The following is a 26,936-nucleotide window of genomic DNA, read 5'->3' as shown; positions in this document are numbered from 1 at the left end:
TCGGCCCCATGAGCGGGGACGACATGGACCAGCCGCGCGTGGTCGCGGTGAGCAAGGACGGCGAGCACCGGTTCAGCAAGCCGTTGGTCGACGCGGTGACGCTCGTGGCGGGGTGGGGCATCGAGGGTGATGCCCACGCCGGCACGACCGTGCAGCACCGCTCCCGGGTCGCGCGTGACCCGTCGCAGCCGAACCTCCGCCAGGTCCACCTGCTGCACGCCGAGCTGTTCGACGAGGTCGCCGAAGCCGGGTTCAGCGTCGAACCGGGACAGATGGGCGAGAACGTCACGACCAGTGGCATCGACCTGCTCGGGCTGCCCGAGGGTGCAGTGCTGCACCTCGGCGACGACGCCTCCGTGCAGGTCACGGGCCTGCGGAACCCGTGCCAGCAGATCAACGGCTTCGAGCCGGGGCTCCTCCGTGCCGTGTTGGGGCGGGCCGAGGACGGCACGGTCGAGCGCAAGGGCGGGGTGATGAGCGTCGTGCTCACCGGCGGCACGGTCCGGCCGGGCGACCGCATCCGGGTCGAGCTCCCCGACGGTGAACGACGACCCCTCCAGCCCGTCTGATGACGCAGCGCGTGCGACGCGTCCTGGTACTCGGCGGAACCGGTTGGCTCGGGCGAACGATCGTCGACGAGCTGTTGGCCGAGGGTGCCGACGTCACCTGCCTCGCCCGGGGCACGACCGGCAACGTTCCCGAGGGAGCGCGCTTCGTCCAGGCGGATCGAGCCCTGGCCGGCGCCTACGAACAGGCCACCGGGAACTGGGACGAGGTCATCGAGCTCGCCAGCGCCCCCGAACTCGTCGCCCCGGCGCTCGACGCCCTCGCCGACCGAGCCGCGCACTGGACCCTGGTGTCCACGGTCTCGGTGTACGCGGACAACGACGAACCGGGCGCTGACGAGTCCGCCCGGCTGGTGGAGCCGAAGGACCCGTCCGAGTACGCCGACGCGAAGGTCCTCGCCGAGCGCATGACGCGGCTCCGGCTCGGGTCACGGCTGCTCATCGCACGCCCGGGGTTGATCGTCGGCCCCGGCGACCCGAGTGACCGGTTCGGGTACTGGCCCGCACGCCTCGACCGCGGTGGGCCGGTGCTGGTGCCGACGTCGGCGGAGCGGTTCGTCCAGGTGATCGACGTCGCGGACCTCGCTGCCTGGCTCGTCCGGGCCGGGCGCGACGGGTTCGTCGGCACGGTCAACGCGGTGGGCGCTCCGGTGCCGATGCAGGACTTCTTCCGGTGTGTGGCGGAGGTCACCGGGTTCGATGACGAGCTGGTCGCGGTCGACGACGACGTCCTGCTCGCGCACGACGTGGCCTACTGGGCCGGACCGCGATCACTCCCCCTGTGGATCCCGGTGTCGGAGGGCGGGTTCGCGCAGCGCTCCACCGTGGCCTTCAGGGACGCCGGCGGAGTGACCCGACCCCTCCGGGACACCGTCGTGCTCGTGCTCGAGGACGAGCGCGCCCGCGGGACGGCTCGGGAACGCCGTGCCGGCCTCACCTCGACGGAGGAACGGGCGATCCCCACCAGGTAGACGCGCGGTCCCCGCGAGCGAGATCAGGACGCGGCGGCAGCCTGTTCGTACAGACTCGTCGCCAGGTCGTTCAGTACCTCGTGCAGTTCGCCCTTGTGCGCCCCGTCGACGGCCCGGAGCATCGCTGTGTACCGCTCCTGGTAGTCCGACACGACGACATGCCCCGGGGGCAGCAGCCGCAGCAGTGAGCCGCGGCGATCCGCCGGGTTCGGTGCGCGCTCGAGCAGGCCGGCGGTGCTCATCCGGTCGATCATGTTCGTCACCGCGCCCGAGGTCAGCCCCAGGTACCCGGCGACCTCGGTCGGCGTGGAGTACCCGGTGTCACTGATGAGGACCAGGGCGCGGAGGGCGTTCTCGTGCACGCCCGCACGAGCGCTCAGCTGACTCACCAGGCTCGCGTTCGCACGTACGACGGCGGTGAACGCGGCCATGAGATCGGCCGCGTCGTCGTCGTTCGGTACTGCTGCCACGAGGGCCTTCTTCCGTGTCGGGGACCGGGGGACAAGGAGCGTCCCCCGCACTGGGGTAAGTATACGAGTGGTCAACTTGGTGAAGCAGTGACTATCTTAACCATTGAAGCAAAACAGCCCGAACGCCTTGCTTCCCCCAACTTCCTGCAACCACCACCGAACGAAGAGGTACCCCGTGTCCACCAAGCTCCGCACCTCCGCACTGAAGCGGATCCGCTTCGCCCCCGTGGCGCTCCTCGCGGGTATCTTCGCCGCCGTCCTGCTCTCCCTCTCGCTCACCGGCACCCTCTCCGGGTTCGCCGCGAGCATCACCAACAGCAGCAACACCGCCGGCAGCGGCACGCTGATCATGCAGGAGCAGAACGCCGGCGCGACCGTCACCTGCCTCAGCACCGACGGCGGCTCGGTCTCGACGAACTCGGCGACCTGCTCGACGATCAACAAGTTCGGCGGCAGCACGACGATGACCCCGGGCAACACGGTCAACACCGCGATCTCGATCAAGAACACCGGCACCGCGAACGCCAGCACCTTCACGCTGAACCCGGGCGCCACGTGCACCCAGTCGGCGAACGGCTCGGCCAACGGCACCGCGACCGACCTCTGCGCCAAGATGAACCTCGTCGTCACCTCCGGTTCGACCACCGTGTTCAGCGGCACCCTCGCCAGCTTCAAGGGTGCGGCGGCGTCGGCCTTCACGATGCCGCAGGCCCCGGCCGCCGGTGCGAGCGTCCCGTTCAACTTCGCGGTGACCCTGGACTCCTCGGCCGGCAACACCTACCAGGGCCTCGCCGCCTCGGTCCCGATGACCTGGACCTTCACGGCCTGATCCGACCCCCATCACCCTTCCCCCAGACCGGCGACGCTCGGCCGACCCCCCTCCGGCCGAGCGTCGCCACCCCAGCAAGAACCCGACCCGACCCCGGAGCAGAGCCCATGAGCCAGACCGCAGCGATCCCGCTCAGCGGCATGCTCGACCGCCCGGTCCTCCGCGGCCGTCAGGTCACCCGCTCCGAGACGGTCCTCGCCTGGTCGGTCGCCGCGATCGCCGCACTGCTCCTCACCGCCGCCGTCCTGTTCCTCTCCGCCGGCGGCCGCTGGTTCGTCGTCGAGACCCCCTCGATGGGCGAAGCCGCCCCGGTCGGCACCCTCGTGCTCGACCTGCCGGTGGACGTCGCCACGCTCAGCGTCGGCGACATCATCTCGTTCGAGACCTCCGCCAACCCGGACGTCGTCTACACGCACCGCATCGTCTCGATCGACGCGGACGGCGGCATCCTCACCCGCGGTGACGTCAACGGCGCGACCGACCCGTGGACGCTCACCCAGGCCGACGTGATCGGGACCCCCGCGCTCCTGGTCCCGCGCATCGGCTGGCTGCTCCGCGCCGCCCCGATCCTGCTCATCGGCACGCTGATCATCCTGACCCTGACCAGCGCGTTCACCGACCGGGTGACCCGCACGTGCCTGCGGATCGCGGGCAGCGCCCTCACCGTCTCGTACGCGGCGTTCGTGTTCAAGCCGTTCGTCAACGTGACGACGATCACGAACACCTCGAGCCCGACCGGCGTCGAGGCCACCGTGATCTCGTCGGGGATCTTCCCGGTCCGCGTCGACGCCCACGGCGGCAACAGCGTCCACCTGGTCGACGGCGAGATGGGCCGGGTCGTCATCCACGAGCTGACGAAGAACGGGCACTACCAGCTCATGTCGAACATCGACCTCGACCCCCTGGGTTGGGTCGCCCTGATCGCCGTGTGCCTCGTGCCGCTCGTGGCGTGCCTGGCGGTCGGCCGCGTCGAGGCGGTGCGTCCCTCGTGATCCTCCGTCGACTGCGCGACGGTCGCGTCGTCGCCGTCCTCCTCGTGGTCGCCCTGGCCGTCGTCGTCCTGCTGAACCAGTTCGCCCCGACCCGCTCGGCCTACACCGCACGCGTGACCAACAGTGCGAACACGGCCGCGACCGCCCCGTACTTCACGTGCACGGGTGCCGTCGGCGCGGACACCGCGAACGCCCTGTTCGCCTACCGCCTGACCGAGGCCTCGGGTTCGCGGACGGCCACCGACTGGTCGGGCCGCGGCGCGAACGGCACCTACCAGGGCACCATGACCGCGACCACGCCGAGCCCGAACGCCTGCCCGCGTGACAGCGGGAGCGCCTACGCGCTCAACGGCTCGACGAGCTACGTCTCCACCCCGCGCTCGTACGCCAACCCCACGACCTTCAGCGAGGAGGTCTGGTTCCGCACCACGGTCGCCGGCGGCATGCTCATCGGCTTCGGCAGCAGCCAGACCGGAGCGTCGAGCCAGCACGACCGGAAGCTCTACCTGACCACGACCGGCCAGCTCGCGTTCGGTTCCTACAACGGCGCCACCCAGGTCATCACGTCGCCGGCGGCTGTCAACGACGGCGCCTGGCACCACACGGTGGCGACGATGTCGCCCACCAACGGCATGCGCCTGTACGTCGACGGCACGCTCGTCGCGTCGAACGCGGCCTTCAAGAGCCCCGAGAACTTCACCGGGTACTTCCGGGTCGGCTACGACGTCGTCAGCGGGTGGCCGGGTTCCACGAACAACCCGTACTTCACCGGGTCGATGCGGTACGCCGCCGTCTACGGCACCGAACTGACGGCCAGCCAGGTGGCCGCGCACGCGGCCGCCGGTTCCTGACGCACTGGCTGACGGCCTGGAGGCGCACCGCGGCGCCGCCACGGGCCTCCAGTCCGTCCCCTGGTCACGTCGAGAACGTGGGCCGGGTTCGCGGACCGGGCCCACCAACCCGCGGATTCGGGGCGACGAATCCCGCTGATCAGGCCTTTTCGTGCCCCAGACCGTGCCAGGATCGTCAGGTCCTGAGACGTCGGAGTCTCCATCCGACCGTCTCGAAAGGCGCCACCCCCATGTCGTTCTGGGCCCTCTTCCTCATCGCGCTCGGCGTCTCCGCAGACGCCTTCGCCGTCGCCCTCGGCAAGGGCCTGCACATGAAGCGCTTCGACGTGCGGCACGCGATCGTGATCGCGCTGACGTTCGGGGTGTTCCAGGCGGTGATGCCGTTGCTCGGCTGGCTGCTCGGGTCGGCGTTCGCGCAGTACATCGCGGCCTTCGACCACTGGGTCGCGTTCGGGCTGCTCGCGCTGATCGGCGGGAAGATGCTGTGGGAGGCGTTCTCGAAGCACGAGGACACCGAGCAGGACACCGACCGGCTGCCGGTCCGCGAGCTCCTCGTACTGGCGGTCGCGACCAGCATCGACGCCCTGGCGGTGGGCGTCACCCTGGCGTTCCTGCCCGTGTCGATCGGCGGCGCGGTGCTGCTCATCGGGATCACCACCGCGGTGCTGTCGTTCGTCGGGGTCCTGGTCGGTCGCCGTGTCGGTGCCCGCTTCGGCAAGCCGGCGGAGATCGCGGGTGGCGTCGTCCTGATCCTGATCGGTCTGAACATCGTGCTGGAGCACACCGGCGTCATCGGCTGAGGCCACGGTCGGAACCGACACCGGACAGACCGGAGGCCCGTGGCGAGCTGCCACGGGCCTCCGTTCTGGTGCTGGTGGGTGTCAGTAACTGCCCAGGCTGCCCGCCGGAGCGTTCGCGACGACAGCGATCCCGAAGATGATCCAGATGATGCCGAACACGAGCGACAGGGCGCTGATGATGATGCCGGCGAGGGCCAGGCCGCGGCCGCGCTCCCCGGTCTTCTTGATCTGCGAGAGCGCGATGATCGACACCACGAGGCCGGCGATGTTCACCACGAAGGCCAGGACGAACCCGACGATCGCCATGACGTTGAAGCGGTCGGACGACGGCTGCATCGGAGCGCCGTAGGGCTGCCCGCCGGCGGCGTAGGGGTTCGGGTTCTGCTGGTTGTACTGGGGCGTGCCGTCACTCATGGCGCCGCGTCCTCTCTGATCAGGGGGATGTCTACACAGGAAACGTACAGGACCAGCGGGCCAGACGGGGCGGTGGGATCAGGCAGGACCGACCCCGTCAGATGTCGAGCACCCCGTCCACCGCGCCCGCTCGGTCGGCGATGTGCCCGCTGTCGATGTCCTCGTCCAGGTGCACGCCGACGTAGGTCCAGTCCTCCACGTGCCCGGCATCGTCGAACACCCGGTAGCGCCGACGGAGCCGCAGGTACGGCACGGCGCGGTGCTCGAACGACACGACGACCTCGGTCGCCGGCCACTCGCCCTCGACGGTGACCTCGACGGCTCGGTAGTCGCTCGCCGACCGCCGGGGTTCGGGGTGGTCGCGGGTCCACAGGATGCCGGGCTGGTCGAGCGCCTCGAACACGCCCACAAGGTCCGCGACCGCGCGCTCCCGTGCGGCAGCGTCCAGGTCGTGCAACGGCCAGCGCGCGCCCTCGACGTCGGTCAGGTCGAACTGCTCCGTCCACGGAGCGCGGGCTGCTTCCAGACGCTCCTGTTCGTCCTCCCACGACGTCTCGTCCTCGTCGCTCGCGGCACGGGACGGCAGGTCATCGGTGGTGACGACGCTGGGCAGGCCGGCAGCGACGTCGAGGTCGACCTCCCGAGCGTCGTAGTGGTAGGTCAATCCGCCCGTCGGATCGGGTGTGCGCCGGGGTCCGGTGGGCATGTACCGGACGGTGAGCACCGTGCCCGCCCGGCGGACCTCCTCAGCCAGGTGGTCGACAGTGATCGTCGTCCGGCTGCCGTCGGTCCGGACGAGCACGAGCTCGATCGGCGGGGTCGGCAGGGGTGGCGCGGGATCGGCCGGTGGTCCCGACCGGCGAGGGAAGTCGTCCTCGTCGTCGGCGTCGGATCCGGCACTCCAGAAGTAGCGGGGGCGGACGTCGTCATCGTCGTCGTCCAGCAGCTCGGGGTCGTCGTCCTCCGGCTCCTCGCCGGCCGCCAGCGTCGCCGCCCACTCCTCCGGCGACGGCCAGAACGGCTCCGACGGCGCCCACGGCAGGGTCTCCGGGTCGACGCCGTCGAGCGGGTCGTCCGAGTCCTCGTCGTCCTCGACCGCCTCGTCGTCCTCCGGATCCTCGAGGCCCTCGTCCTCGTCCTCACCCATCCACATCGACGCGTCACGCGGGTCGCCGATCCACAGCCCCTCGACGTCCGCCCCGAGCACGCGTCGATCCCCGAGATCGACGGCACACGTCACCCCGGTCGGCGTGACGTGCACGGCGGTCCGGGACATCTCGTCGAGGTCGTCGCCCACCTCCTCGCGCGATCCGTAGACGACCCAGGCACCTGTCGCGGTCCCGAGGACCCCGACCTCGTCGACCGCACCGTCCGGCAACGGAGCGTCCGGCCACGTCATCCACCGCACGTCGTCGCCCGTGACGACCGCCGCGACCGGTCGTGTGGCGTCCGGCACGATCGTCGCGTCACCGACGCCGACGGCGTCGATGGGCTCGAGGAAGCTGCTCATGCAGCGACCGTACCGCGGCCCTGTGGCCGGCCCGTGAACGGCCGGGAGGCCCGTGGCGGGCCCGCACCGCGCCTCCCGTCCGCCCGTTGCCGGTACACCTGCCGGACCCGCCGCAGCGGTCGGGCGCATGATGGGCGGATGGCACGCATCCTCGTCACCGGATCCACCGACGGCCTCGGGCGGGGAACCGCCGACTCGCTGCTCCGCAGCGGGCACGTCGTCGTCCACGCGCGCAACACGGCCCGCGCCGAGGCGGTCGCCGACCTGGTGGAGCGCGGCGCCGAACTCGTCGTCGCCGACCTGGCGGACCGCGACGCCGTGATCGCCACCGCCCGGGAACTCGACGCCGGCACCCCGCTCGACGCCGTCGTGCACAACGCCGGCGTGATCTCGGGCCGTTCCCTGGTGCCCGTCAACGTCGTGGCGCCGTACCTGTTCACCGCGTTGCTGCGCTCGCCGGAGCGGCACGTGTACCTGAGCAGCGGGATGCACCGGGGCGGCCGCCCGCGCCTGGACACCGTCGACTGGACCGGCGCGTCGGAGACGAACTCGTACTCCGACACGAAGCTGTTCGTGACGGCGCTCGCCGCCGAGGTGCCGCTCCGACGCCCGGGCGTGCTGAGCAACGCTGTCGACCCGGGCTGGGTGGCGACCAAGATGGGCGGGGCCGGCGCTCCGGACGACTTCGAGCTCGGACACCGCACGCAGGAGACGCTCGCGACCGACCCAGACCAAACCGTGACAGGCGGTTACTGGTTCCACGGGGAGCGGCAGGAACCGCACCCGGCGGTCGCGGACCAGCGGTTCCGCACCGCACTGCTCGACGCGCTCGGCGAGGCCACCGGCATCGCGCTCTGAGTCGCTGACGGAACCGCCGCGACCGGTCGGGTGCTCCTGCGAAGGCGTTCGTGGCGTCCGGACGAGGATGGCGTCGAGACGACGAACGGAGGACCCGGTGACCCTCGGCCTGCACAACGGATCGAGTGGGTGGCAGCGCGTGCGACGGCACGGCCTGCTCCTCGCGAACGTCGCCGTCTTCGTCGTGTGCTTCGTCGGCATGGTGTTCGCCGGGTGGCGGGTGTCCGCGGCAGACGCGCTGCAGCACGGCGAGGCGGCCGTGTCGCTCTGGGGCTTCCTGACGAGCGGCGACTTCGCCGAGGCGACCTTCGAGAACTGGGAGAGCGAGTTCCTGCAGATGGGCGCGTACATCGTGTTCACGGTGTTCCTGTTCCAGAAGGGGTCGAGCGAGTCCGAGCCCCTGGACGAACAGAGCCCGCAGGACGAGGACCCCCGGGAGCACGCCGACGACCCGAAGGCTCCGTGGCCGGTGCGCCGGGGCGGGATCGTGCTCGTGCTGTACGAGAACTCCCTGCTGATCCTGTTCGCGGTGCTGTTCCTCGGCAGTGTCGTCGGGCACGTGATCGGAGGCGCTGCGGCCTACAACGAGGAGCAGCTCGAGCACGGCGACAGCGTGGTCTCGGCGTGGGGCTACCTGGGCACGAGCCAGTTCTGGTTCGAGTCGATGCAGAACTGGCAGTCGGAGTTCCTGGTCATCTCGGTGATGGTGATCGCCACCGTGTCACTGCGGCAACGAGGGTCGAGCCAGTCGAAGCCCGTGGCCGCACCGACGGAGCAGACCGGCGCCTGAGCCCGCGGAGACCGGACGGGAGGCCCGTGGCGGGCCCGCCACGGGCCTCCCGTCCGGTCCGCACCACGCTGGTGCGGTAGGTTCCTGCCGAACGCAGTCCGCACGTGAGAGGGGGCGCCCGATGGCGCAGGGGCACCGCTCTCCGCCCACGATGAGCGACGTCGCCGCCGTGGCGGGTGTCTCGAAGAAGACCGTCTCGAACGTGTTGTCCGGCTACGAACACGTCTCCGTCCGCACCCGTGACCGCGTGATGGCCGCCGTCGACGAGCTCGGCTACGAACTCAACGTCTCGGCCCGGAACTTCCGCGCCGGACGCTCCAAGGTGCTCGGGCTCGCGGTGCCGGAACTGCGGCAGGCGTACTTCGCCGAACTCGCCGACGCCGTCATCCGCGCTGCCGGAGCCGTGGGCTACACGGTGCTCATCGAGCAGACCGCGAGCGGCGTGCGCGAGGCGGACGCGATCACCCGGATGCGCGAGCACTCCATCGACGGCATCATCTACAGCCCGCTGACCGTCCGGCCGAGCGATGCCGCCGCGCTCGAGGTGAAGTTCCCCCTGGTCGTGCTCGGTGAGCCGATCCCGGACGCCCCCGTGCCGTTCATCGCGATGTCGAACGCGGACGCGCTGCGGGACGCGACCGCGCATCTGCTCGACGCCGGTCGTCGGTCGATCGCGTTCATCGGCTCCGACCCGTCGGGACCCGTGCGCACGGCGCAGGAGCGACTGCGGGGCTACCGCGAGGCACTCCTCGACGCCGGCGTGCCGTTCGCGCCCGAGCGGGTGGTGCCGACCGCGCTGTGGCACCGGGCCGAGGGTGCGGCGGCTGCGCGGCAGCTCCTCGACGCCGGCGTGCCGGTCGACGGGATCGTCTGCTGCAACGACGCGCTGGCGCTCGGGGCGATGAGTGCCCTGCAGCTCGCGGGCCGGACCGTGCCGGACGACGTCGCGGTCGTCGGGTTCGACGACATCGAGGAGTCGGCGTACTCGACCCCGGCGCTGACCACGGTGTCGGCCGACCTGGACCGCGTCGCGGCGACGGCGGTCGGGGTGCTCGTCGCCCAGCTCGAGGAGGGCGCCCCGGCGACACCGGGGGTGCTGCGCTCCCCGCACGCACTCGTCGTCCGCGCGTCGTCCGGACCGTTGCGTCCGGTTGCTGCCTGACCCGTTGACCACGGGTGCTCCCCAACCCCTTGACCGGGCGGTCGAGCACCGGCTACTGTCCACATTTACACCGGTGTAAATCCGGCATGGACGAGGTCCGCACACCGACGTGCCGGACGGATGGCAGGTTTTCGATGAAGAAGCACATCGCGGTCGTCGCGCTCGCAGCAGCGGCGTCGCTCTCCCTCGCCGGGTGCGCCGGCTCCCCCGGATCGTCGGGTGACGGCGGCCACGTCGACCTGACGTTCTGGCACGGCTACACCGAGGCCGACGGCAAGGTCCTGGACGGCATCGTCAAGGACTTCAACGCCTCGCAGGACAAGGTCACCATCACGACCCAGACGAAGACCTGGGCCGTGATCGACGACACGATGCTCCCCGCGCTGTCCGCGAAGAAGGGCCCGGACCTCGTCGCGATGACCTCCGACCGGCTGCCGGTCTACGCGCAGAAGAAGGCGCTGGTCGACCTCAGCGACTTCTACGCCGACGACGCCAACAACACCGGGGACCTGAAGGAACAGGCCGTCGCGATGGAGCGGGTCGACGGCAAGGAGTACGGCGTGCCGAGCGGGTTCGTCCCGCTCTCCGTGATCTACAACAAGAAGCTGTTCGCAGCGGCCGGCATCGACTCCTTCCCGACCACCTGGGACGAGTGGGTCGCCGACGCGAAGAAGCTCACGAAGGACGAGAACGGCGACGGCACCCCCGAGCAGTACGGGCTCGTGCTGCCGGACCACCAGACCGTCGGCAACGGCATCTGGCCGAGCCTGTTCGCCGGCAACGGCGGATCGATCACGAACGAGGCGGGCACGAAGTCCACCATCGACTCCGCCGCGAACGCCGAGACGCTCGAGTACTGGGCGAAGGCGGTGCGCGACGACAAGATCTCGCCGACCGGTGTCGACGGCATCGCCGCGGACAAGCTCTTCACGGCCGGCAAGACCGCCATGGAGATCGGCGGCCCCTGGATGGCCGGTGTCGCCGAGGCGTCGGACATCGACTACGGCATCGCCGCGATCCCGGCGGGCCCCGAAGCACAGGTGGCCTCGGCCATCGGCATCTCGCTCGGTGTGACGGCCCAGACCGACGACGCGAAGCAGGCCGCGGCCGAGCGGTTCCTGCGCTACTTCAACGAGCAGTCCGTCGCGACGAAGTGGGCCCTCGGGTCCGGCTGGCCGCCGCTCCGCACCGACGTCACCGCCGCGGACGTCGACGAGAACCCGACCGTCGCGACGCTCACCGGGCTGCCGGGCACCACGATCCCGCTCCTGCCCGGCGTGGTCGACAGCGCCGACGTGCTCACCGCCGTGGACACCGCGACCCAGAAGGCGATGGCGGGCGGGGACCCCGGATCGCTCCTCGCCACCGCCGACGCCGACGTGCAGTCGGCCCTGAAGTAGCAACAGCGGCCCTCGGAGGACCCTCGTGACCACGCAGCAACTCGGCCGACGCCGTCGGTACCGACCACCGGGCCAGCTCGGCGGACGATCGCCCCTGAACGGCACGTTCCGCCGCCGCGCCACCATCGTCGGGTTCCTCGCACCCGCGATCGTCATCCTCGGGGCGTTCGTGCTCTGGCCGATGCTCTCGGCGCTCCAGCTGTCGTTCACCGACGCCAGCGGGTTCGGCGACCCGTCGTTCATCGGGTTCGCGAACTACGTCCGGGTCTTCACCGACCCCGACGTCCTGCGGTCCATCGGCAACACCGCGCTGTACTCGGTGCTCTTCACCCCCGTCGCGATCGTCGTCGCCCTGGTGCTCGCCCTCGTGCTGAACCACCCGGCCCTGCCGTTCCGCGGGTTCTTCCGGTCGGCGCTGTTCCTGCCGTTCATCGTGTCGCTGGCCGTCGCCGCGTTCGCGTGGTCGTACCTGCTCGACCCGCAGATCGGCCTGCTGAACCACTGGCTGCAGCTCGTCGGCATCCGGCTCGGCAACGTGCTGCAGGACCCGACGCTCGCGATGCCCACCGTGGTGCTCGTGGCCGTGTGGAAGAACTTCGGCTTCTACGTGGTGATCTTCCTGGCCGGGCTGCAGGAGATCCCCACGAGCCTGTACGAGGCAGCGCAGCTCGACGGCGCGAACGGCCGCCAGCGGTTCGCGAACGTCACCTTCCCGATGCTGAGCAACACGATGGCGTTCGTCGTGATCGTCGCCCTCATCGCCGCACTGCAGGCGTTCGACCAGATCTACGTCCTGACCGGCGGCGGTCCGTACCGGTCGACCGAGACGATCGTCATGCAGATCTACCAGTCCGGCTTCAAGGACCTCGACCTCGGGTTCGCGAGCGCCCTGGCGTACGTGCTCCTCATCGCGACCCTGCTGCTCAGCCTCGTGCAGTTCCTGTTCTTCGGGAAGCGCGGAGAGGACACCGCATCATGACCGCGCTCCCCCGTCCCGCGACCGTCGTCCGACGCAGCACCGTGGCCCGTCGACAGCCGTCGATGCGGTGGCTCGGCTTCGCAGCCGTGGCCGTCGTGACCCTGGCGGTGCTGCTCCCCGTGCTCGTGATCGTGTTCACGGCGTTCAAACCGGCGAGCGAGGTCAACGCCTACCCGCCGACGCTGTTCCCGCACACCTGGACGCTCGACAACTTCCGGGCGATCTTCACGCAGCTGCCGTTCGGGCGGCTCATCCTGAACAGCTTCGCCTTCGCCGGCGGTGTCACGGTGTTCGCGCTGGCGTTCGACGCGCTCGCCGCCTACGCCCTGGCACGGCTCGACTTCCGGGGCAGCAAGGTGCTGCTCATCGTGATCGTCGCCAGCCTGATGATCCCGTTCCAGGCAACGCTCATCCCGATCTACCAACTGGTGTCCGACCTCGGGTGGGTGAACACGTTCGCGGGTCTCATCGCGCCGCGGGCGGCCGACGCCTTCGGGATCTTCTTCCTGCGGCAGTTCTTCGTGTCGCTCCCCCGCGACCTGGACAACGCGGCGCGGATCGACGGGGCCTCGGAGTGGCGGATCTTCCGGAGCGTCGTCCTGCCGAACGCCGTCCCCGCCCTGCTCACCCTCGGCATCTTCACCTTCGTCAACAACTGGAACGACCTGCTCTGGCCGCTGGTGTTCACCACCGACCAGGACATGGGGACCATCACGTCCGGCCTCACCCTGCTGACCGGACCCGGCGGGATCATCCCGCAGGGCGTGATGATGGCGGGCGCCCTGATCGCCGTGCTGCCCCTCGCCGTCATGTTCCTGCTCGTGCAACGCCGCTTCATCGAGAGCGTCGCCAGCACCGGGCTCAAGTGACGACGACACCGCACGAGCCCGGAGCGGCCGTGCCCACCACGAAACGAGACACCATGCACTGGTCCGACGACGGCAGGCTGCACTTCGCCCTGGGCATCGAGGACACCTTCGTCCCGCAGGCCCGACCGGGTGAACGGCCCATCGACGAGTACGAGCTGACCGACCACTACCGGCAGTACGCCGCCGACCTCGGGCTGGCGGTCGACGTCGGCGCCGAGCTCCTGCGCTGGGGCGTCCCCTGGTACCGGGTCGCCCCCGAGCCCGGCGTCTGGGACTGGTCGTGGGTGGACGGCGTCATGGCGCGCTTCCGCGAGACCGGCCTGCGCCCCGTCATCGACCTGCTGCACTACGGCACACCGCTCTGGCTCGACGGGCAGTTCGCCCACCCCGACTACCCGGCGCACGTCACCGAGTACGCCGCCCGGTTCGCGGCGCGGTACGGCGACGTCGCCACCGACTACACGCCCGTCAACGAGCCCGTCATCCACGCCCTGTTCTCGGGTGAGTACGGGTACTGGCCCCCGTACCTGACCGGCGCCGAGGGGTCGGCCCGGATCGCGTCCGCCCTGGCCAGGGGGTTCGTCTCGACGCAGCACGCGATCACCCGCGAACTCGGAGACGCCGCCACCTTCGTGCACGTCGACGCCGGCATCCGGTACGTGGGCGACGTCGACGCCCCGGAACACCGCGACACGGTCGCGCGCCTGCGCGCCCAGACGTTCCTGGTCGAGGACCTGGTCACCGGTGGCGTCGACGACGCGCACCCCCTGGTCGGACGGCTGCGTTCGGGGGGCGTCACCGACGCCGACCTCGACTGGTTCCGGCAGCACGCGGTCCGGCCCGACGTGATGGGCGTCAACTACTACCCGCTGCACTCCACCGAGGTGTTCGAGGCGGGGGTGCACCACGGCGGCGGGTTCGCCGACCCGCGGCCCTACGAGGACACGGGCGTCGAGGGGCTCCGCGACGTGCTCACCACCTACGCCGAGCGCTACGGCGCCCCGGTCATGCTCACGGAGACGTGCGTCACCGGTTCGGTCGAGGAGCGCATCGGCTGGCTGGACGCCTCGGTCACGGCCGTGCGGGAGCTCCGTGACGAGGGCGTGCCGGTCGTCGGCTACACCTGGTGGCCGCTGTTCGACATGTACGAGTGGACCTGGCGGCACACGGACGCCCCACGCCAGGAGCACCTGCTCACGATGGGCCTCTTCGACCTCGTCGAGGACGGCGCGGGCGGCCTCGACCGTCGCCGCAACCCGGTCGCCGACGCGTTCGCTGCGCACACGCGACAGGAACGGGCCGTGGCAGCGGCCCTGTCCGCGACCCCGTGACGGACGGGAGGCCCGTGGCGGAACCGCCACGGGCCTCCAGACCGTCAGGTGCCGCGTCTCAGGCCGCGACCGGCTCCGCAGGTCGGTCACGCAGTGCCGGGCAGTGCTCGGCGGTGGGGTGTTCGGTGATCGCGATGACCTGGTCGAGGCGCCCCCGGACCGCCTCGAGCTCGGCCAGCTGCGCGGTGATCCGGTCCCGCTCGGCGATGAGGAGCGCGAACGACTCCGGCGTCGACTCCCCACGGTCGACGCAGGGCAGCAGCTGCACGATCGTGCGGCTCGCGAGCCCGGCGGCGAACAGCTGCTGCACGAGCTGGACCCGCTCGACGGCGGCGTCCGTGTAGACCCGCTGCCCGCTCGCGGTGCGCGACGCGGTGAGCAGCCCCTGCTCCTCGTAGTACCGCAGCGAGCGGACGCTGACGCCGGTCTCTGCTGCGAGGTCACCGATGCGCATGGTGCTCCGATCCGGGCTTGCCCCTGACATGGATGTGAGGTCTTAGCGTAGCCGAGCCGCCGCGGGAGACACCCGCGCGGCAGGAGGAGACACCATGGACATCGCTGGATCGGTCGCACTCGTCACCGGCTCGAATCGCGGCATCGGACGCCGCTTCGCTCTGGAGCTGCTGGAGCGCGGTGCGTCGAAGGTCTACGCGACCGCACGCCGCCCCGAACTCGTCGACGTCGAGGGCGTCGTCGCGCTGCCCCTCGACATCACCGACCAGGCCTCGGTCGACGCGGTGGCCGCCGCCGCGGGCGACGTGACGCTGCTCGTGAACAACGCCGGCATCTCGACGCAGGGCTCCCTGGTGACCGACGACCTGACCATCGTCCGGAAGGCCATGGACACGCACTTCTGGGGCAGCCTGTCGATGATCCGCGCCTTCGCACCGGTGATCGAGCGGAACGGCGGCGGCGCGATCGTCAACGTGCTGTCGGCCCTGTCGTGGTTCGCGGCGCCCGGCGCGGGTGGCTACGCCGCGGCGAAGGCGGCCGAGTGGAACATGACGAACGCCGTCCGCCTGGAGCTCGCCGACCGGGGCATCAGCGTGCAGGGACTCCACCTCGGTGCGGCCGACACCGACATGATGGGCGACTACGACGGCCCGAAGACGGACCCGACGGACGTGGCCCGTGCGGCACTCGACGGTGTGGAGCGTGGCGTGGCCGAGGTGCTCGTCGACGACTGGAGCCGGATGGTGAAGGCGTCGCTCGCCGATGCACCGGAGCCCTTCTACGCGCAGATGGCCTGAGCGCCGCCCCTGACTGGGGGCGTGTCCCCGCAGCGCAGTCCTGGACCCGCTGCGTGGTCATCGGCGAGCATGGACCCCGATCAGGAGCGGGGGGCACGTCGCCTGCCGCTGGAAGGGAACCATGCGTCCTGTCAGGAACGCGCTGAGCACCGGGGCGATCGTCGCGATCCTCGCCGGCCTCACCATCACCGCAGCACCCGCCCAGGCGGCGACCCCGGGGGCCGGCGCGAGCTGCGCCCCCGGGACCCTGTCCGTGCAGACGCTCGAGAGCGGCTGCACGGCGGCCTCCGGGACGGTCGTGACGCCCGACGGCCGCACCTTCGCGCTCCCCGCGCCGGGTGAGAGCGTCATGGCGAGCAGCTCGGCCGCCCCCGGGGCGCCCGAGCTCGCCGACGTCCTCATCGCGAACAACGGCTCCGCCGGTGTCGCCGTCCGCGTCGACGAGGCCTGGACCGGTTCGGCCCCCGCCGTCCAGCAGGAGCGTGCGCAGAGCCAGGCCGCGACGGCACAGGCCGCTCCCGCCGCGACGACCGCTGCGACCACGAAGTGCACGAGCACGGCGTACAAGGCGTCCGGCTACACCTGGCCGAGCACGGTCAAGTGGTACTACAACCAGACCGACCAGAAGTCGACGTACGCCAAGGACGCCCTGCGCAAGGGGGCGAACGCCTGGAACGGCACGATCTCGGCGTGTGACCGCACCGTCACGTCGACGGCGAAGAACGACTACCTGCGCCTCGCCACCCAGAAGCCCAACCTCACCGACCAGGGCGGCTGCTCGCGGAACAACGGCTACAACGTGATGGGCTGGGGCAAGCTCCCGACCGGCACCCTCGGTGTCACGTGCGTCTGGTTCGACGGCAACGGCAACGCCCGCGAGGCCGACCAGCGCTACGCCACCGGCTTCAAGTGGAGCTCGACGGCCACCTGCTCGGGCGCGCGCTTCGACACCCAGGTCGTCGCCACGCACGAGTGGGGTCACCTGTACGGCCTCGACCACGTGAAGACCGGCACCGGCCAGGTCATGGAGCCGTCCGGCGGCTACTGCGAGCTCGACGGCCGCACGCTGGGCCGTGGCGACATGACGGGGATCTCGACGCTCTACTGAGCTCGACGTTCTGCAGACACACGAACGGGGTCGTGGCGGAGAACCGCCGCGACCCCGTTCGTCTGTGGGTCTCGCTCAGGCCGCGTCGGCGCGGTCGGTCTCGGTCAGGCCGCGTCGGCGCGCAGGAACTCCGCCACCGGGGTGGACCCCGTGTTGAACCGGAACGTGTTGCCGGCCGTGCCGGGGTTCTCGACCACGTCGGCGACCACGTGCGCCACGTCACCGCGCGGCACCTGGGTCGACGAGCCGTCCCAGTCGACGGAGCCGGTCGGCTCGTCGTCGGTCAGGGTGCTCGGGGCGACGATCGTCCACTGCAGCCCCGAGTCGCGGAGCACGGCGTCGGCGATCATCTTCGACTGCGCGTACGCGAAGAAGTCCTGGTCCTGCGGGACGCCGTGGTCGAGCTGCGAGCCCGAGAACGACACCATCACGTAGCGGTCGACGCCGGCCTGCTTCGCCCCCTGGATCGACAGCACCGCAGCGTCACGGTCGATGGCCCAGGTCCGGTCGACGGACCCGCCACCGGCACCGGCCGACCACACCACCGCGTCGTGCCCGCGGACGAGTTCGGCGAAGTCGTTCAGGGACTGCTGCTGGATGTCCGCGACGAGCGGTTCGCCGCCGTGGGCTCGGATCTCGTCGGACTGGTCGGCGTTCCGGATGACGGACGTGACCGTGTGTCCGCGCTCGGACAGGATGCGGGTGGCGAGGAGTGCGACCTTGCCGTGGCCGCCGAAGACGATGACGTTGCTCATGGGCAGGACGCTACTCGGGGCGGCTCCGTACCCGGGGAACGCCCGGGGAACGCTCGACGTCCGCCCGTCGCCCGCGATGCTCGGAACACCCGAGGTCACCGTGCGTACCGTCAGGGGCAACACGACAGGAGTCACGATGAGCAAGCAGCACGAGCAGCACACCCTGGTCCGCACCCTGGTCCTCGGCATCATGAGCGGCGGCCGGAGCGCCACCCCGCTCGCCGTCCTCGCACTGAACCACGACCGGTCCTCGCTGAAGGGTTCGTGGCAGCAGTGGAAGGTCTTCAGCACCCCGGTCGGCCGTGGGCTGCTCGTGGCCTCCGCCATCGGTGAGCTCATCGGCGACAAGCTGCCGAAGACCCCGAACCGCATCGCCCCGTCCGCACTGCTCGGACGGATCGCGTCCGGCGCCCTCGCCGGTGCCGCCCTCGGCACCACCGGCAAGCGCGACCTGCGCATCGAGGGCGCGATCCTCGGTGGCGTCGGTGCCCTCGTCGGCAGCTTCGTCGGCTGGGGTGCGCGCAAGGCCCTCGGGGGTGCGGGCCTGCCAGACCCCGTCGTCGCGCTCGCCGAGGACGCCGCGACCATCGCCGGTTCCGTGAAGGTCATCACCGCCGACTGAGCGTGGCGCTCGTGCGCGGCGCTCGTGGGCGCCGCGCTCGCCGCGGGCGCGTTTCGTGAGCAGGAACGGTCGGGTCGCACCGCCGCACCCGACCATTCCTGCTCACGATGCGCACGCCTCGGCCTACGGTGGCCCCCATGCACATCGTCGTCATCGGAGCCACCGGCCACATCGGCTCGTTCCTCGTCCCCCGTCTCGTCCGCTCGGGTCACCGGGTCGTCGCCGTCACCCGCGGCACGAGCACCCCCTACGCCGACGCCCCGGAGTGGCAGCAGGTCGAGCGGATCACCGCCGACCGCGAGCAGGAGGACCGCGACGGCACCTTCGGCAGCCGCATCGCCGCGCTCGGTGCCGACGCCGTCGTCGACCTCGTCTGCTTCACCGAGTCCTCAGCCGCAGCGCTGGTCGACGCGCTCCGCGGCACCGGCACGCACCTGGTGCACTGCGGCTCGATCTGGCGCGCCGGCGTCTCGCACGTGCTGCCGATCACCGAGCAGAACGCGACCCCGCCGTTCGGCGACTACGGCGTCCAGAAGGACGCCATCGCCCGGATGCTCAAGGAAGAAACCGTATCAGGCGGTTTGGTCACGACGTCGCTGCACCCCGGTCACATCAGTGGTCCGGGCTGGACGCCGATCGGTCCGCTCGGCAACCTCGACACCTCGGTGCTGACGAAGCTGTCCACCGGCGAACCGCTCGAGGTCCCCGGTCTCGGTGCCGAGACGATGGCCCACGTACACGCCGACGACGTCGCGCAGGCGTTCCAGCTCGCGGTCGAGCACCGCGATGCGGCGGCTGGCGAGGACTTCTTCGTCACGGCTCCGACGGCGCTCACCGCGCGCGGGTACGCCCACCTGGCAGCGTCGTGGTTCGGCCAGGAGGCCCGGCTCGACCCCGTCACGTGGGACCGGTTCCGCGAGACCACGGCTCCAGAGCACGCTGACGCCAGCTGGGAGCACCTGTCCCGCAGCCAGGTCTTCAGCACCGAGAAGGCGAGTCGTCTGCTCGGCTACGCGCCGGCGTTCACCGCCGAGGAGACCGTCCTGGACGCCGTGCGCTGGCTCGTCGACCACGGCGAGCTCGAGGTCGCGAACCCCCTGGTCCGCTGAGCCCCGTGGTCAGGCCCGCTCCGGCTCGACCACGAGCCCACGGTTCCGGTGCACGACCCAGACCGTCGCGGCGAACCCGGTCAGCACCGCGCCACCGATCGTGACCGCCGTCCAGCCCCCGGCGTTCCACAGCACCGACGCCAGCGCGGAGCCGATCGCTCCGCCGATGAAGTTCGAGGTGACGAAGGCCGTGTTGAGCCGGCTCCGCGCGGCCGGGTCCACCGAGAAGAGCCGGGTCTGGTTGAGCACGTTCGCGGCCTGCACGGCGACGTCGAGCAGCAGCACGGCGAGCAGCACCACGACGATCGAGTGCGCACCGATCCCGGCGACGACCAGGGAGACGAGCAGGAGCGCGATCGCTCCCCCGGTGACGGGTACCGACAGCCCGCGGTCGTGCAGTCGCCCCACCCGCTGCGCCGCCACGGCACCCGCGAGCCCCACCAGGCCGACCAGTCCGATGCTGCTGGTGGAGAAGTCGTAGGGGTCGCTGCTCAGCAGGAACGTCAGGGCGGTCCAGAACATCGTGAACACGGCGAACACCGACGAGCTGATCACGAGCGTGACCTGCACGGTCCGGTGGGTCCGGACGGCACGGAACACCGACAGGATGAGCTGCGGGTACGCCACCCCGCCGCGGGCCTCGAGCTCGGGGATGGCCCGCCGCAGCAGCACGGCGAGGACCACCGCGACGACGGCAGCGAGCACGTAGATCGCACGCCACCCGAACGCGTCCGCGACCAGGCCGCTGATCGTCCGCGACACGAGGATGCCGGTGAGCACCCCGGACGCGATCGTGCCGACCACGCGTCCGCGCTGCGCGGGGTCGGCGAGGTCCCCGGCAAGCGGGATGAGGAGCTGCCCCGCGACCGTGGTCAGCCCGACCAGTGCCAGGGCGACCAGGAGCGTCGCGAAGGTCGGAGCGATCGCGGCGAGCAGCAGCGCGACGGCGGAGGCGACGAGCACCCAGGGGATCAGGCGCCGGCGGTCGAGGACGTCCCCGAGCGGCACGACGAGCAGGATGCCGAGGGCGTAGCCGACCTGGGTCAGCGTGACGAGCAGCCCGGCGAGCGACGCCGAGGTGCCGAGCGACGATGCGATGTCGTCGAGCAGCGGCTGCGACCAGTACAGGTTGCCGACCGCCGCTCCCCCGGCGACGGCGAACAGCAGGGTCCGGCCCGTCGACATCGAGTGGTCCGTGCTCATGCTGCGGGTGCTCCCTCGTTCACGGCGGCCAGGGCGTTCAACGTGCGCGGGTAGCCGATGAGCGGGACGAGCACGGTCAGGACGTCCAGCATCTGCTGGCGGGTGTTCCCGACGTTCAGGTTGCCGGCCACGTGCCCCTGCACCTGGGCGTCGGCCCCGCCGAGCGCCGCGAGCAGCGCGAAGGTCAGGAGTTCACGGGTGGGCAGCGACAGCCCGTCCCGGCCGACGGTGTCCCCGAAGCAGTTGACGGACAGGAACCGCTGGAAGTGCACGGCGTCCGCGGGGGCGTTCTCGTACATCGCGTCGACGCGGTCCGCACCGACGACGGAGCCCTGCACCGCTCGGCCGCGCTCGAGTCGGTCCGCCGGGGTCGTCGTCGACTGTCCGGCCAACGGCAGGGTGACCCCGCGGGCGACCAGCACGGCGTTGGTGATCGTCAGGAAGTCGCCGACGCGTGCGGAACCGACGTAGGCCACGGCCTGGTAGACGATCTCCTTCGCCTCGGTGGGCGAGAGCGGGCCGTCGAGGGCCTCGTCCAGCAGGTCGCGGAACGCCGTCGGCGCCCCGGCCGCGATCGTCGCACCGAGCTGGACGACCACGCGGTCGTGCTCGCTGAGTGATGCGTTCCGCAGGGTCTCGTCCACGAAGTCGGCGTGGTACCGGGCGAACTCGGGGTCGGTGTCGGCGAAGGTCATGTCCTCGACGCTAGGGCCGACCGCAGGACCGTGACAGGTGCTGTCCTCCCCCCTCAGCCGTCACCGTCGCCGGAACAGCTCCCCCAGGTGCCACGGCCCGGGCGCGAGCCGCACCGCTGCCTCGGCTCGGACCCGTTCCTCGAGTTCACGGTCGCGGGTGAGCTCGTGGATCTCCTGCTCGGCACGCCACCGGAACCGCAGTCGGCCGAGGAACCCGGTCGGCGGAGCCGGGACGACGGTCTCGACGGACTCGGTCTCGTTCACGCGTCCTCCCCGGCAGCAGCGGCAGCAGCACCAGCGACGGAAGCAGCACCGGCGACGGAAGCGGTCGACGCAGCCGCCGCACTCGTCGCACCGGTCGCGCTCGTCGCCGCGAGGTTCGCCAGCAGTTGCAGCCGTTCCTCGGACGCCGACCCGGGCTCGGTGCCGTACACGACCATGGTCAGCCCCGAGTCCGTGACGAGCTCCATCGTCTCGTAGCTCATGTCGATGTCGCCCACGTCCGGGTGGTGCACGCGCTTCACACCGCTCCGGTGCCGCATCACGTCGTGGGCGGCCCATCGCCGCCGGAACTCGTCACTGCGGGTGGAGAGCTCCCCGATCAGGTCGGTCAGTCCCTTGTCGTACGGCGAGCGGGCCGCCTCGGCGCGCAGGGCGGCGACCACGTCGCCGGCGACCGAGTCCCAGTCTGGCCAGAACTGCTGACCGCGCGGGTCGAGGAACGCGAAACGCGCGGTGTTCGGAGTGCCGGAGGGCGACAGGAACAGCGGCGAGTAGACCGCGCGGGCGAGCGCGTTGCCGGCGAGGAAGTCGAACCGGCCGTTGCGGACCCAGGCCGGGGCGCTGATCGAGTCGAGCACCCGCTGCACGTTCGGCCGGACCTTCGACGTCGGGATTGTCCGGCGTGAGGCACCCGAAGCGTTCTGCAGGCGGGCCAGGTCGAACAGGTGCGCGTGCTCGGCATCGTCGAGACGCAGCGCACGGGACAACGACTCGAGGACGCTCTCGGAGACCCCGGTCAGGTTCCCGCGCTCGAGGCGGACGTAGTAGTCGACGCTCATCCCCGCGACCAGTGCGAGCTCTTCGCGCCGCAGTCCCTTGACGCGGCGGACCCCACCGAAGTCGGGCAGACCGACCTGCTGCGGCGTGACGCGCTCGCGCCGTGTGCGGAGGAAGTCGCGCACTTCGCTTCTGGTGTCCATGCGTCCACGGTACGGCCGACCGGGTGCCGGAAGCAGGGGTTGCTGGTACCCGTCAGCAGGGATCGGCCCGGACCCGGACGGGACGGACACGAGCCGGTTCGACCGGGTGATCCCGGAGGTCTGACGCGACCACGAGCGGCCGGGAGGCGCGGTGCGGGCCCGCCCCGTCCCTCCCGGCAGATGCGGTGGTCGCGACCACCGCATCAGGCGAGCTGGCGCGCCCGCTCCGCGATGCCCTCGGTCGCCGCCCACGACGCCAGCACCCGCAGGGCGTCGGCCGTGGGGCTGCCCGGGGTCGCCGGGTAGATCGTGAGCGCGAGCCCCGGGTCCTCGGCGAGTTCGAGCGTCTGGAAGTGCAGTTCGAGCGGCCCCACGACGCTGTGCCGGAACGACTTCACGCCGGCGTAGTGGCGTCGGACGTCGTGCGCTGCCCAGAGCTCGCGGAAGTCGTCGCTCCGCATCGACAGCTCGCCGATCAGCGCGGCGAGGTCCTTGTCGTTCGGCGTCCGGCCCGCTTCGCGGCGCAGGATCGCGACGTTCGTGTGCGCGGCCCGCTGCCAGTCCTGGTAGAAGTTCCGCGCCTGCGGGTCGAGGAAGATGAAGCGCGAGAAGTTCATCGGCCGCGCCGGTGCCGCGACCAGGTCCGAGTGCATCGCGAAGCCGAGAGCGTTCGCGGCGACGATGTCCTGCCGGTTGTTGATGATCATCGCCGGGGCGTCCGTGACGACGTCGAGCAGGTACTGCAGCTCGGGTCGGACGGCAGCGACGGGCACGACACGACCGGCGCGACGCGGGGTCTCGTTCTGGTGCTGCGACAGGTCGCGCAGGTGCTCCTGCTCGGCGGGGTCGAGCTGCAGGGCCCGGCCGATGGCGTCGAGCACGCTGTCCGAGACCCCCTGCAGGTTCCCGCGCTCGAGCCGCGTGTAGTAGTCGATGCTGACGCCGGCCAGGCGTGCGACCTCTTCGCGACGCAGCCCGGTGACGCGGCGCCGTGTGCCGAAGGTCTCGACGCCGGCCTGCTCGGGTGTGATGCGGGCGCGACGGCTGGAGAGGAAGTCGCGCGCTTCGTCGCGGTGGTTCATGCCGTCACGGTACTTCGCCCCGTCCGGCGCGAGCGAGGGGCTGCGGGAACCCCTTTCACGTGCGCGTGAACGGGACGGAGACGATCCGGTCGTCCCCGCTCGACGGTGTCCCGCGGCCGTCGGTGTTGTTCGTGACGAACCAGAGCGTGTCCGACGGGCCCTCGAGCACCGTCCGGATGCGGCCGAAGTCACCCGCGAAGTACTCGGTCGCCGTGCCGGGGTCGTCGGCCGGGACCGCACGGAGCACCTCGCCCCGCAGGTTCGCGACGAACACCGTGTCGTCGACGACGGCGAGGCCGCTCGGTGACGCCTCGTCGGTGGACCACTGCTGCACGGGGTCGACGAAGCCCTGGTCCTCGCCGCCGGTGCCCTCGACCTCGGGCCAACCGTAGTTCGACCCGGGCTCGATCACGTTGAGCTCGTCGTTCGTGTTCTCGCCGAACTCCGACGCGAACATCGTGCCGTCCGACGACCACCCCATGCCCTGCACGTTGCGGTGCCCGAGGCTCCACACCGGCGAGCCGTCGATCGGGTTGTCGGCGGGGACGTCGCCGTCCGGGGTGAGCCGCAGGATCTTGCCCGCGAGCGACTCCTCGTCCTGCGCGTCCGTGCTCGCGCCGGCGTCCCCGACGCTCGCGTAGAGCATGTCGTCGGGCCCGAACGCGATCCGGCCGCCGTCGTGGAACGTGTTCTTCGGCAGCCCGTCGATGATCGTCGTCGCCTCGCCGAGCCCCCACGACCCGGTGCTCCCCGTCAGCTCGTACCGCTGGATCCGGTTGCCGTCGTCGGCCGTGGAGTAGACGAACAGGTCGTCGTCGTGCAGCGCGAGCCCGAGCAGTCCGCCCTCGCCGCCGTGGCTGACACCGTCGACCGTGCCGACCTGGCGGGTGGTGCCGTCGGACCGCAGCTCGAGCACCCGGGCCGAGTCGCGCTCGCTGACCAGCGCGTCGCCGTCGTCACCCGTCAGGACCACCGACCAGGGGGCCTCCAGGCCGGTGACCACGTCGGTGGTGTCACCGTCGAGCGCCACCTGCCCGGCCGACAGGTCGGCGGGCGCGGTCGCGCGCGCCGACGGCGAGCCGCCCCGGTCGGATCCGTCCCGCTCTGCTCCGTCGCCGCTCGTGCAGGCGGTGAGCGCCAGCGCGGTGACGGCGGCGAGGCCGGCCACCGACCAGAGGCGGCGGCTGCGGGGTGTTCCGGCGGGTGTGTCCACGATGATCCTCCCGGGGTCGTGGGTCGATCACACACGCTGCGTTCGGGAAACCCCTGAGGGGGTCTGTCGGCACCTCCCGACGGTGCGTACGGCGGCCTACCGTCGTCGGCATGCAGATCGAACCGAAGCAGCCGACCGTCAAGAACCCGCCCGAGCAGTTCACCGGCGACGTGCACCTCGACGCAATCGCCTCGCCGAAGGAGCCCGGTCAGACGATGACCGTCGCCAAGGTCCGGTTCCTGCCCGGCGCCCGCACCGCCTGGCACTCGCACGCCAAGGGGCAGACCCTGCACGTCACCGAGGGCGTCGCGCGGATGGGCACCCGGGACGGCCGCGTCATCGAGGTGCAGGCTGGACAGACCGTCTACACGCCGGCCGGCGAGGAACACTGGCACGGCGCGACCCCCACCGACTACATGGAACACCTCGCGATGCTCGAGGCCGCCGACGACCCGGCGACGACCACCACCTGGCTCGAGCACGTGAGCGACGAGGAGTACACCGCATGACCACCATCGCCATCGTCGGGGCCGGCAAGGGCCTCGGCCTCGCCGTCGCCGAGCGCTTCGCCCGTGAGGGCTTCGCCGTCGCTCTGATCTCCCGCAACCAGGACCGGCTGGACGGCCTCGCCGCGGAGCTGCGTGAGCGCGGCCACACCGCAGCCGGGTTCGCCGCGAACGTCCGTGACGGGGACTCCCTGCGCACCGCACTCGAGCGCGCCACCGAGCAGCTCGGCCCCATCGAGGTGCTGCAGTACAGCCCGCTCCCCGCCAAGGAGTACATGCGCCCCGTGCTCGAGACCACGGCGGACGACCTGGTCGGCCCGATCGAGTTCTCGGTCTACGGCTCGGTCAACGCCGTCCGCCAGGTGCTGCCCGGCATGCGCGCGATCGGCCACGGCACGATCCTGTTCGTCAACGGCGGCAGCGCGGTCCGACCGGGAGCCCGCGTCACCGGCACGTCCGTCGCCTTCGCCGCCGAGAGCGCCTACGCGCAGCTGCTGCACGACGCCGTCCGCGACGAGGACGTCCACGTCGGCCAGCTCATCATCCCGTTCGGCATCGACGACGGGCAGCCCGAGCACTCCGGGGAGTCCATCGCCGACCGCCTGTGGGCGATCCACACGGAGCGCGGCGACTTCCGCACCTACGCGGAGGCGCTGCCCGAGCTCGCGTGAGCGCGGCGCTCGCCGCTTCGTGAGCAGGAATGGTCGGGTCCGGCACAGCGACCCGACCATTCCTGCTCACCATGTGACGGACGGGAGGCCCGTGGCGACGCCGCCACGGGCCTCCCGTCCGTCACTCCGGCAAGTGCACCTTCGCGAGATCCATCGACGCGTCTCGCCAGGAGCGCGCGCGAGCGGTGCTCATCACCGCGACGTGCGGTTCTGCCCAGTCGGTGATCGCCGGCCCGCGCATCAGTCGACCGGTGTGCGCGATCACGTCTCGGAGTGCGGCCTCGGTCAGCTCGGCCGCGAACGCCTCGCCCCCGGGCACCCCCGCGAGTTCGGTGAGGTAGGCATCCCCGAATCGTTCCGCCGCCGCCGCGCGCAGATAGGGGCTGTCGAGGCGCTCGTACCAGCGCCGGACGAACGCGTCGTACGGAGCCATGTCCACCGCGAAGCCGCCCGAGGCGAAGAGCAGGTCGGCGACCCGGTCGGGAGTCAGCCCCTGAGCTTCGGCGACCGCGGCTTCGATCGCTCCGGCATCGACGAGCCGTGCAATTTCGCTCATCTCACCCATCCGTTGCTGATGTGGCCACTCAAGGACGTCCGCACTGTGATCGTTCGGTTGTTGTGACGCCAAACGTAGTCAATGTGCTTCCGAGTCTTCGTTGCCGGTCACTTCGTGAGCAGAAGACGTCGAGTCCGAGCAGCCGACTCGACATCTTCTGCTGACCAAGCGA

At 71.1% G+C, this 26,936-nt stretch carries 31 protein-coding genes; 19 read left to right on the top strand and 12 right to left on the bottom strand.

From position 1 onward, the window contains the following. Nucleotides 1–8 precede the first annotated feature (8 nt). Nucleotides 9–569: an MOSC domain-containing protein gene (locus DEJ08_RS17915; protein ID WP_228516464.1), complete on the top strand. Its 561-nt coding sequence runs from the start codon at nt 9–11 to the stop codon at nt 567–569. Further along, the gene (locus DEJ08_RS17910; protein ID WP_111053628.1) at nt 569–1,537 is read left to right on the top strand and encodes an NAD-dependent epimerase/dehydratase family protein; all 969 of its coding nucleotides are present in this window, start codon (nt 569–571) and stop codon (nt 1,535–1,537) included. The genes DEJ08_RS17915 and DEJ08_RS17910 overlap by 1 nt, the downstream gene beginning before the upstream one ends. Nucleotides 1,538–1,560: 23 nt before the next feature. Here DEJ08_RS17910 and DEJ08_RS17905 read toward each other — a convergent pair whose 3' ends face one another. Beyond that, the gene (locus DEJ08_RS17905; RefSeq protein ID WP_284173938.1) at nt 1,561–2,007 is read right to left on the bottom strand and encodes a MarR family winged helix-turn-helix transcriptional regulator; all 447 of its coding nucleotides are present in this window, start codon (nt 2,005–2,007) and stop codon (nt 1,561–1,563) included. Nucleotides 2,008–2,182: 175 nt separating this feature from the next. On the opposite strand from DEJ08_RS17905, the gene DEJ08_RS17900 reads away from it, so the two are divergent. From DEJ08_RS17900 to DEJ08_RS17885, 4 genes are all read left to right on the top strand, one after another. Beyond that, nucleotides 2,183–2,836: a COG1361 family protein gene (locus DEJ08_RS17900; RefSeq protein WP_027466885.1), complete on the top strand. Its 654-nt coding sequence runs from the start codon at nt 2,183–2,185 to the stop codon at nt 2,834–2,836. 107 nt (nt 2,837–2,943) lie between these two features. Next, nucleotides 2,944–3,828, top strand: coding sequence for a S26 family signal peptidase (locus tag DEJ08_RS17895; protein ID WP_111053629.1), 885 nt, complete (start codon nt 2,944–2,946; stop codon nt 3,826–3,828). After that, complete coding sequence (locus tag DEJ08_RS17890; RefSeq protein ID WP_111053630.1) at nt 3,825–4,679, top strand: LamG domain-containing protein; 855 nt, start codon at nt 3,825–3,827, stop codon at nt 4,677–4,679. The genes DEJ08_RS17895 and DEJ08_RS17890 overlap by 4 nt, the downstream gene beginning before the upstream one ends. A gap of 230 nt (nt 4,680–4,909) precedes the next feature. After that, on the top strand, nt 4,910–5,479 hold the full coding sequence (locus DEJ08_RS17885; protein WP_027466883.1) for a manganese efflux pump MntP: 570 nt from the start codon (nt 4,910–4,912) through the stop codon (nt 5,477–5,479). A gap of 81 nt (nt 5,480–5,560) precedes the next feature. Here the strand turns inward: DEJ08_RS17885 and DEJ08_RS17880 are convergent, their stop codons facing one another. After that, nucleotides 5,561–5,893: a DUF4190 domain-containing protein gene (locus DEJ08_RS17880; protein WP_111053631.1), complete on the bottom strand. Its 333-nt coding sequence runs from the start codon at nt 5,891–5,893 to the stop codon at nt 5,561–5,563. 97 nt (nt 5,894–5,990) lie between these two features. After that, on the bottom strand, nt 5,991–7,403 hold the full coding sequence (locus DEJ08_RS17875) for a hypothetical protein (protein ID WP_111053632.1): 1,413 nt from the start codon (nt 7,401–7,403) through the stop codon (nt 5,991–5,993). Nucleotides 7,404–7,541: 138 nt separating this feature from the next. On the opposite strand from DEJ08_RS17875, the gene DEJ08_RS17870 reads away from it, so the two are divergent. From DEJ08_RS17870 to DEJ08_RS17840, 7 genes are all read left to right on the top strand, one after another. Beyond that, a complete protein-coding gene (locus DEJ08_RS17870; protein ID WP_111053633.1) occupies nt 7,542–8,261 on the top strand; it encodes an SDR family NAD(P)-dependent oxidoreductase in 720 nt (239 codons plus the stop codon). A gap of 97 nt (nt 8,262–8,358) precedes the next feature. Beyond that, nucleotides 8,359–9,051 (top strand): DUF6766 family protein, encoded by a 693-nt coding sequence (locus DEJ08_RS17865; protein ID WP_164941154.1) that lies wholly within the window; start codon nt 8,359–8,361, stop codon nt 9,049–9,051. A 121-nt stretch (nt 9,052–9,172) separates the two neighbouring features. After that, nucleotides 9,173–10,213 (top strand): LacI family DNA-binding transcriptional regulator, encoded by a 1,041-nt coding sequence (locus tag DEJ08_RS17860; protein ID WP_284180492.1) that lies wholly within the window; start codon nt 9,173–9,175, stop codon nt 10,211–10,213. A gap of 134 nt (nt 10,214–10,347) precedes the next feature. Further along, nucleotides 10,348–11,613 (top strand): ABC transporter substrate-binding protein, encoded by a 1,266-nt coding sequence (locus tag DEJ08_RS17855; protein WP_071404107.1) that lies wholly within the window; start codon nt 10,348–10,350, stop codon nt 11,611–11,613. Between the two features lie 25 nt (nt 11,614–11,638). Further along, nucleotides 11,639–12,592, top strand: a complete 954-nt coding sequence (locus tag DEJ08_RS17850; protein WP_110865344.1) for a carbohydrate ABC transporter permease — start codon at nt 11,639–11,641, stop codon at nt 12,590–12,592. Continuing rightward, complete coding sequence (locus DEJ08_RS17845) at nt 12,589–13,461, top strand: carbohydrate ABC transporter permease (RefSeq protein ID WP_071404106.1); 873 nt, start codon at nt 12,589–12,591, stop codon at nt 13,459–13,461. The genes DEJ08_RS17850 and DEJ08_RS17845 overlap by 4 nt, the downstream gene beginning before the upstream one ends. Before the next feature lie 53 nt (nt 13,462–13,514). Next, complete coding sequence (locus DEJ08_RS17840; RefSeq protein WP_111053635.1) at nt 13,515–14,792, top strand: family 1 glycosylhydrolase; 1,278 nt, start codon at nt 13,515–13,517, stop codon at nt 14,790–14,792. A 58-nt stretch (nt 14,793–14,850) separates the two neighbouring features. Here DEJ08_RS17840 and DEJ08_RS17835 read toward each other — a convergent pair whose 3' ends face one another. Continuing rightward, a complete protein-coding gene (locus DEJ08_RS17835) occupies nt 14,851–15,246 on the bottom strand; it encodes a MerR family transcriptional regulator (protein ID WP_071404104.1) in 396 nt (131 codons plus the stop codon). 94 nt (nt 15,247–15,340) lie between these two features. Between DEJ08_RS17835 and DEJ08_RS17830 the strand changes: the two genes are divergently transcribed. Then, nucleotides 15,341–16,042, top strand: coding sequence for an SDR family oxidoreductase (locus DEJ08_RS17830; RefSeq protein WP_071404103.1), 702 nt, complete (start codon nt 15,341–15,343; stop codon nt 16,040–16,042). Between the two features lie 121 nt (nt 16,043–16,163). After that, a complete protein-coding gene (locus DEJ08_RS17825; protein WP_111053636.1) occupies nt 16,164–17,150 on the top strand; it encodes a matrixin family metalloprotease in 987 nt (328 codons plus the stop codon). A gap of 104 nt (nt 17,151–17,254) precedes the next feature. Here DEJ08_RS17825 and DEJ08_RS17820 read toward each other — a convergent pair whose 3' ends face one another. Beyond that, nucleotides 17,255–17,905, bottom strand: coding sequence for an NAD(P)H-binding protein (locus tag DEJ08_RS17820; protein WP_111053637.1), 651 nt, complete (start codon nt 17,903–17,905; stop codon nt 17,255–17,257). A 136-nt stretch (nt 17,906–18,041) separates the two neighbouring features. Between DEJ08_RS17820 and DEJ08_RS17815 the strand changes: the two genes are divergently transcribed. Both DEJ08_RS17815 and DEJ08_RS17810 read left to right on the top strand, forming a co-directional pair. Next, nucleotides 18,042–18,527 carry a DUF4126 family protein gene (locus DEJ08_RS17815; protein ID WP_181433003.1) on the top strand — a complete coding sequence of 162 codons (486 nt, stop codon included), beginning with the start codon at nt 18,042–18,044 and terminating at the stop codon, nt 18,525–18,527. Nucleotides 18,528–18,664: 137 nt separating this feature from the next. Further along, the gene (locus DEJ08_RS17810; protein ID WP_111053639.1) at nt 18,665–19,636 is read left to right on the top strand and encodes an NAD-dependent epimerase/dehydratase family protein; all 972 of its coding nucleotides are present in this window, start codon (nt 18,665–18,667) and stop codon (nt 19,634–19,636) included. A gap of 9 nt (nt 19,637–19,645) precedes the next feature. Here DEJ08_RS17810 and DEJ08_RS17805 read toward each other — a convergent pair whose 3' ends face one another. From DEJ08_RS17805 to DEJ08_RS17780, 6 genes are all read right to left on the bottom strand, one after another. Next, nucleotides 19,646–20,839, bottom strand: a complete 1,194-nt coding sequence (locus DEJ08_RS17805) for an MFS transporter (protein ID WP_111053640.1) — start codon at nt 20,837–20,839, stop codon at nt 19,646–19,648. Next, nucleotides 20,836–21,534, bottom strand: a complete 699-nt coding sequence (locus DEJ08_RS17800; RefSeq protein WP_111053641.1) for a carboxymuconolactone decarboxylase family protein — start codon at nt 21,532–21,534, stop codon at nt 20,836–20,838. Before DEJ08_RS17800 ends, DEJ08_RS17805 begins: the two co-directional genes overlap by 4 nt. 60 nt (nt 21,535–21,594) lie before the next feature. Continuing rightward, nucleotides 21,595–21,798, bottom strand: coding sequence for a hypothetical protein (locus tag DEJ08_RS17795; RefSeq protein ID WP_071404097.1), 204 nt, complete (start codon nt 21,796–21,798; stop codon nt 21,595–21,597). After that, nucleotides 21,795–22,736, bottom strand: coding sequence for a helix-turn-helix transcriptional regulator (locus DEJ08_RS17790; protein WP_181438898.1), 942 nt, complete (start codon nt 22,734–22,736; stop codon nt 21,795–21,797). The genes DEJ08_RS17795 and DEJ08_RS17790 overlap by 4 nt, the downstream gene beginning before the upstream one ends. A 203-nt stretch (nt 22,737–22,939) precedes the next feature. Next, entirely contained in the window at nt 22,940–23,818 is an 879-nt protein-coding gene (locus tag DEJ08_RS17785) for a helix-turn-helix transcriptional regulator (RefSeq protein ID WP_111028872.1), read from the bottom strand. A gap of 55 nt (nt 23,819–23,873) precedes the next feature. Beyond that, nucleotides 23,874–25,031, bottom strand: a complete 1,158-nt coding sequence (locus tag DEJ08_RS17780) for a PQQ-dependent sugar dehydrogenase (protein WP_111053643.1) — start codon at nt 25,029–25,031, stop codon at nt 23,874–23,876. A 110-nt stretch (nt 25,032–25,141) separates the two neighbouring features. On the opposite strand from DEJ08_RS17780, the gene DEJ08_RS17775 reads away from it, so the two are divergent. Together DEJ08_RS17775 and DEJ08_RS17770 are read left to right on the top strand one after the other, a co-directional pair. Then, complete coding sequence (locus tag DEJ08_RS17775; protein WP_111053644.1) at nt 25,142–25,540, top strand: (R)-mandelonitrile lyase; 399 nt, start codon at nt 25,142–25,144, stop codon at nt 25,538–25,540. After that, nucleotides 25,537–26,208, top strand: a complete 672-nt coding sequence (locus DEJ08_RS17770) for an SDR family NAD(P)-dependent oxidoreductase (RefSeq protein WP_027466861.1) — start codon at nt 25,537–25,539, stop codon at nt 26,206–26,208. The genes DEJ08_RS17775 and DEJ08_RS17770 overlap by 4 nt, the downstream gene beginning before the upstream one ends. Nucleotides 26,209–26,329: 121 nt before the next feature. Here the strand turns inward: DEJ08_RS17770 and DEJ08_RS17765 are convergent, their stop codons facing one another. Continuing rightward, on the bottom strand, nt 26,330–26,773 hold the full coding sequence (locus tag DEJ08_RS17765) for a hypothetical protein (protein WP_284180491.1): 444 nt from the start codon (nt 26,771–26,773) through the stop codon (nt 26,330–26,332). Nucleotides 26,774–26,936: the final 163 nt, after the last annotated feature.

Source organism: Curtobacterium sp. MCLR17_054 (assembly GCF_003234335.2).
Classification (GTDB): Bacteria; Actinomycetota; Actinomycetes; order Actinomycetales; family Microbacteriaceae; genus Curtobacterium; species Curtobacterium flaccumfaciens.
This window is presented reverse-complemented; position numbering and strand designations above follow the sequence as displayed.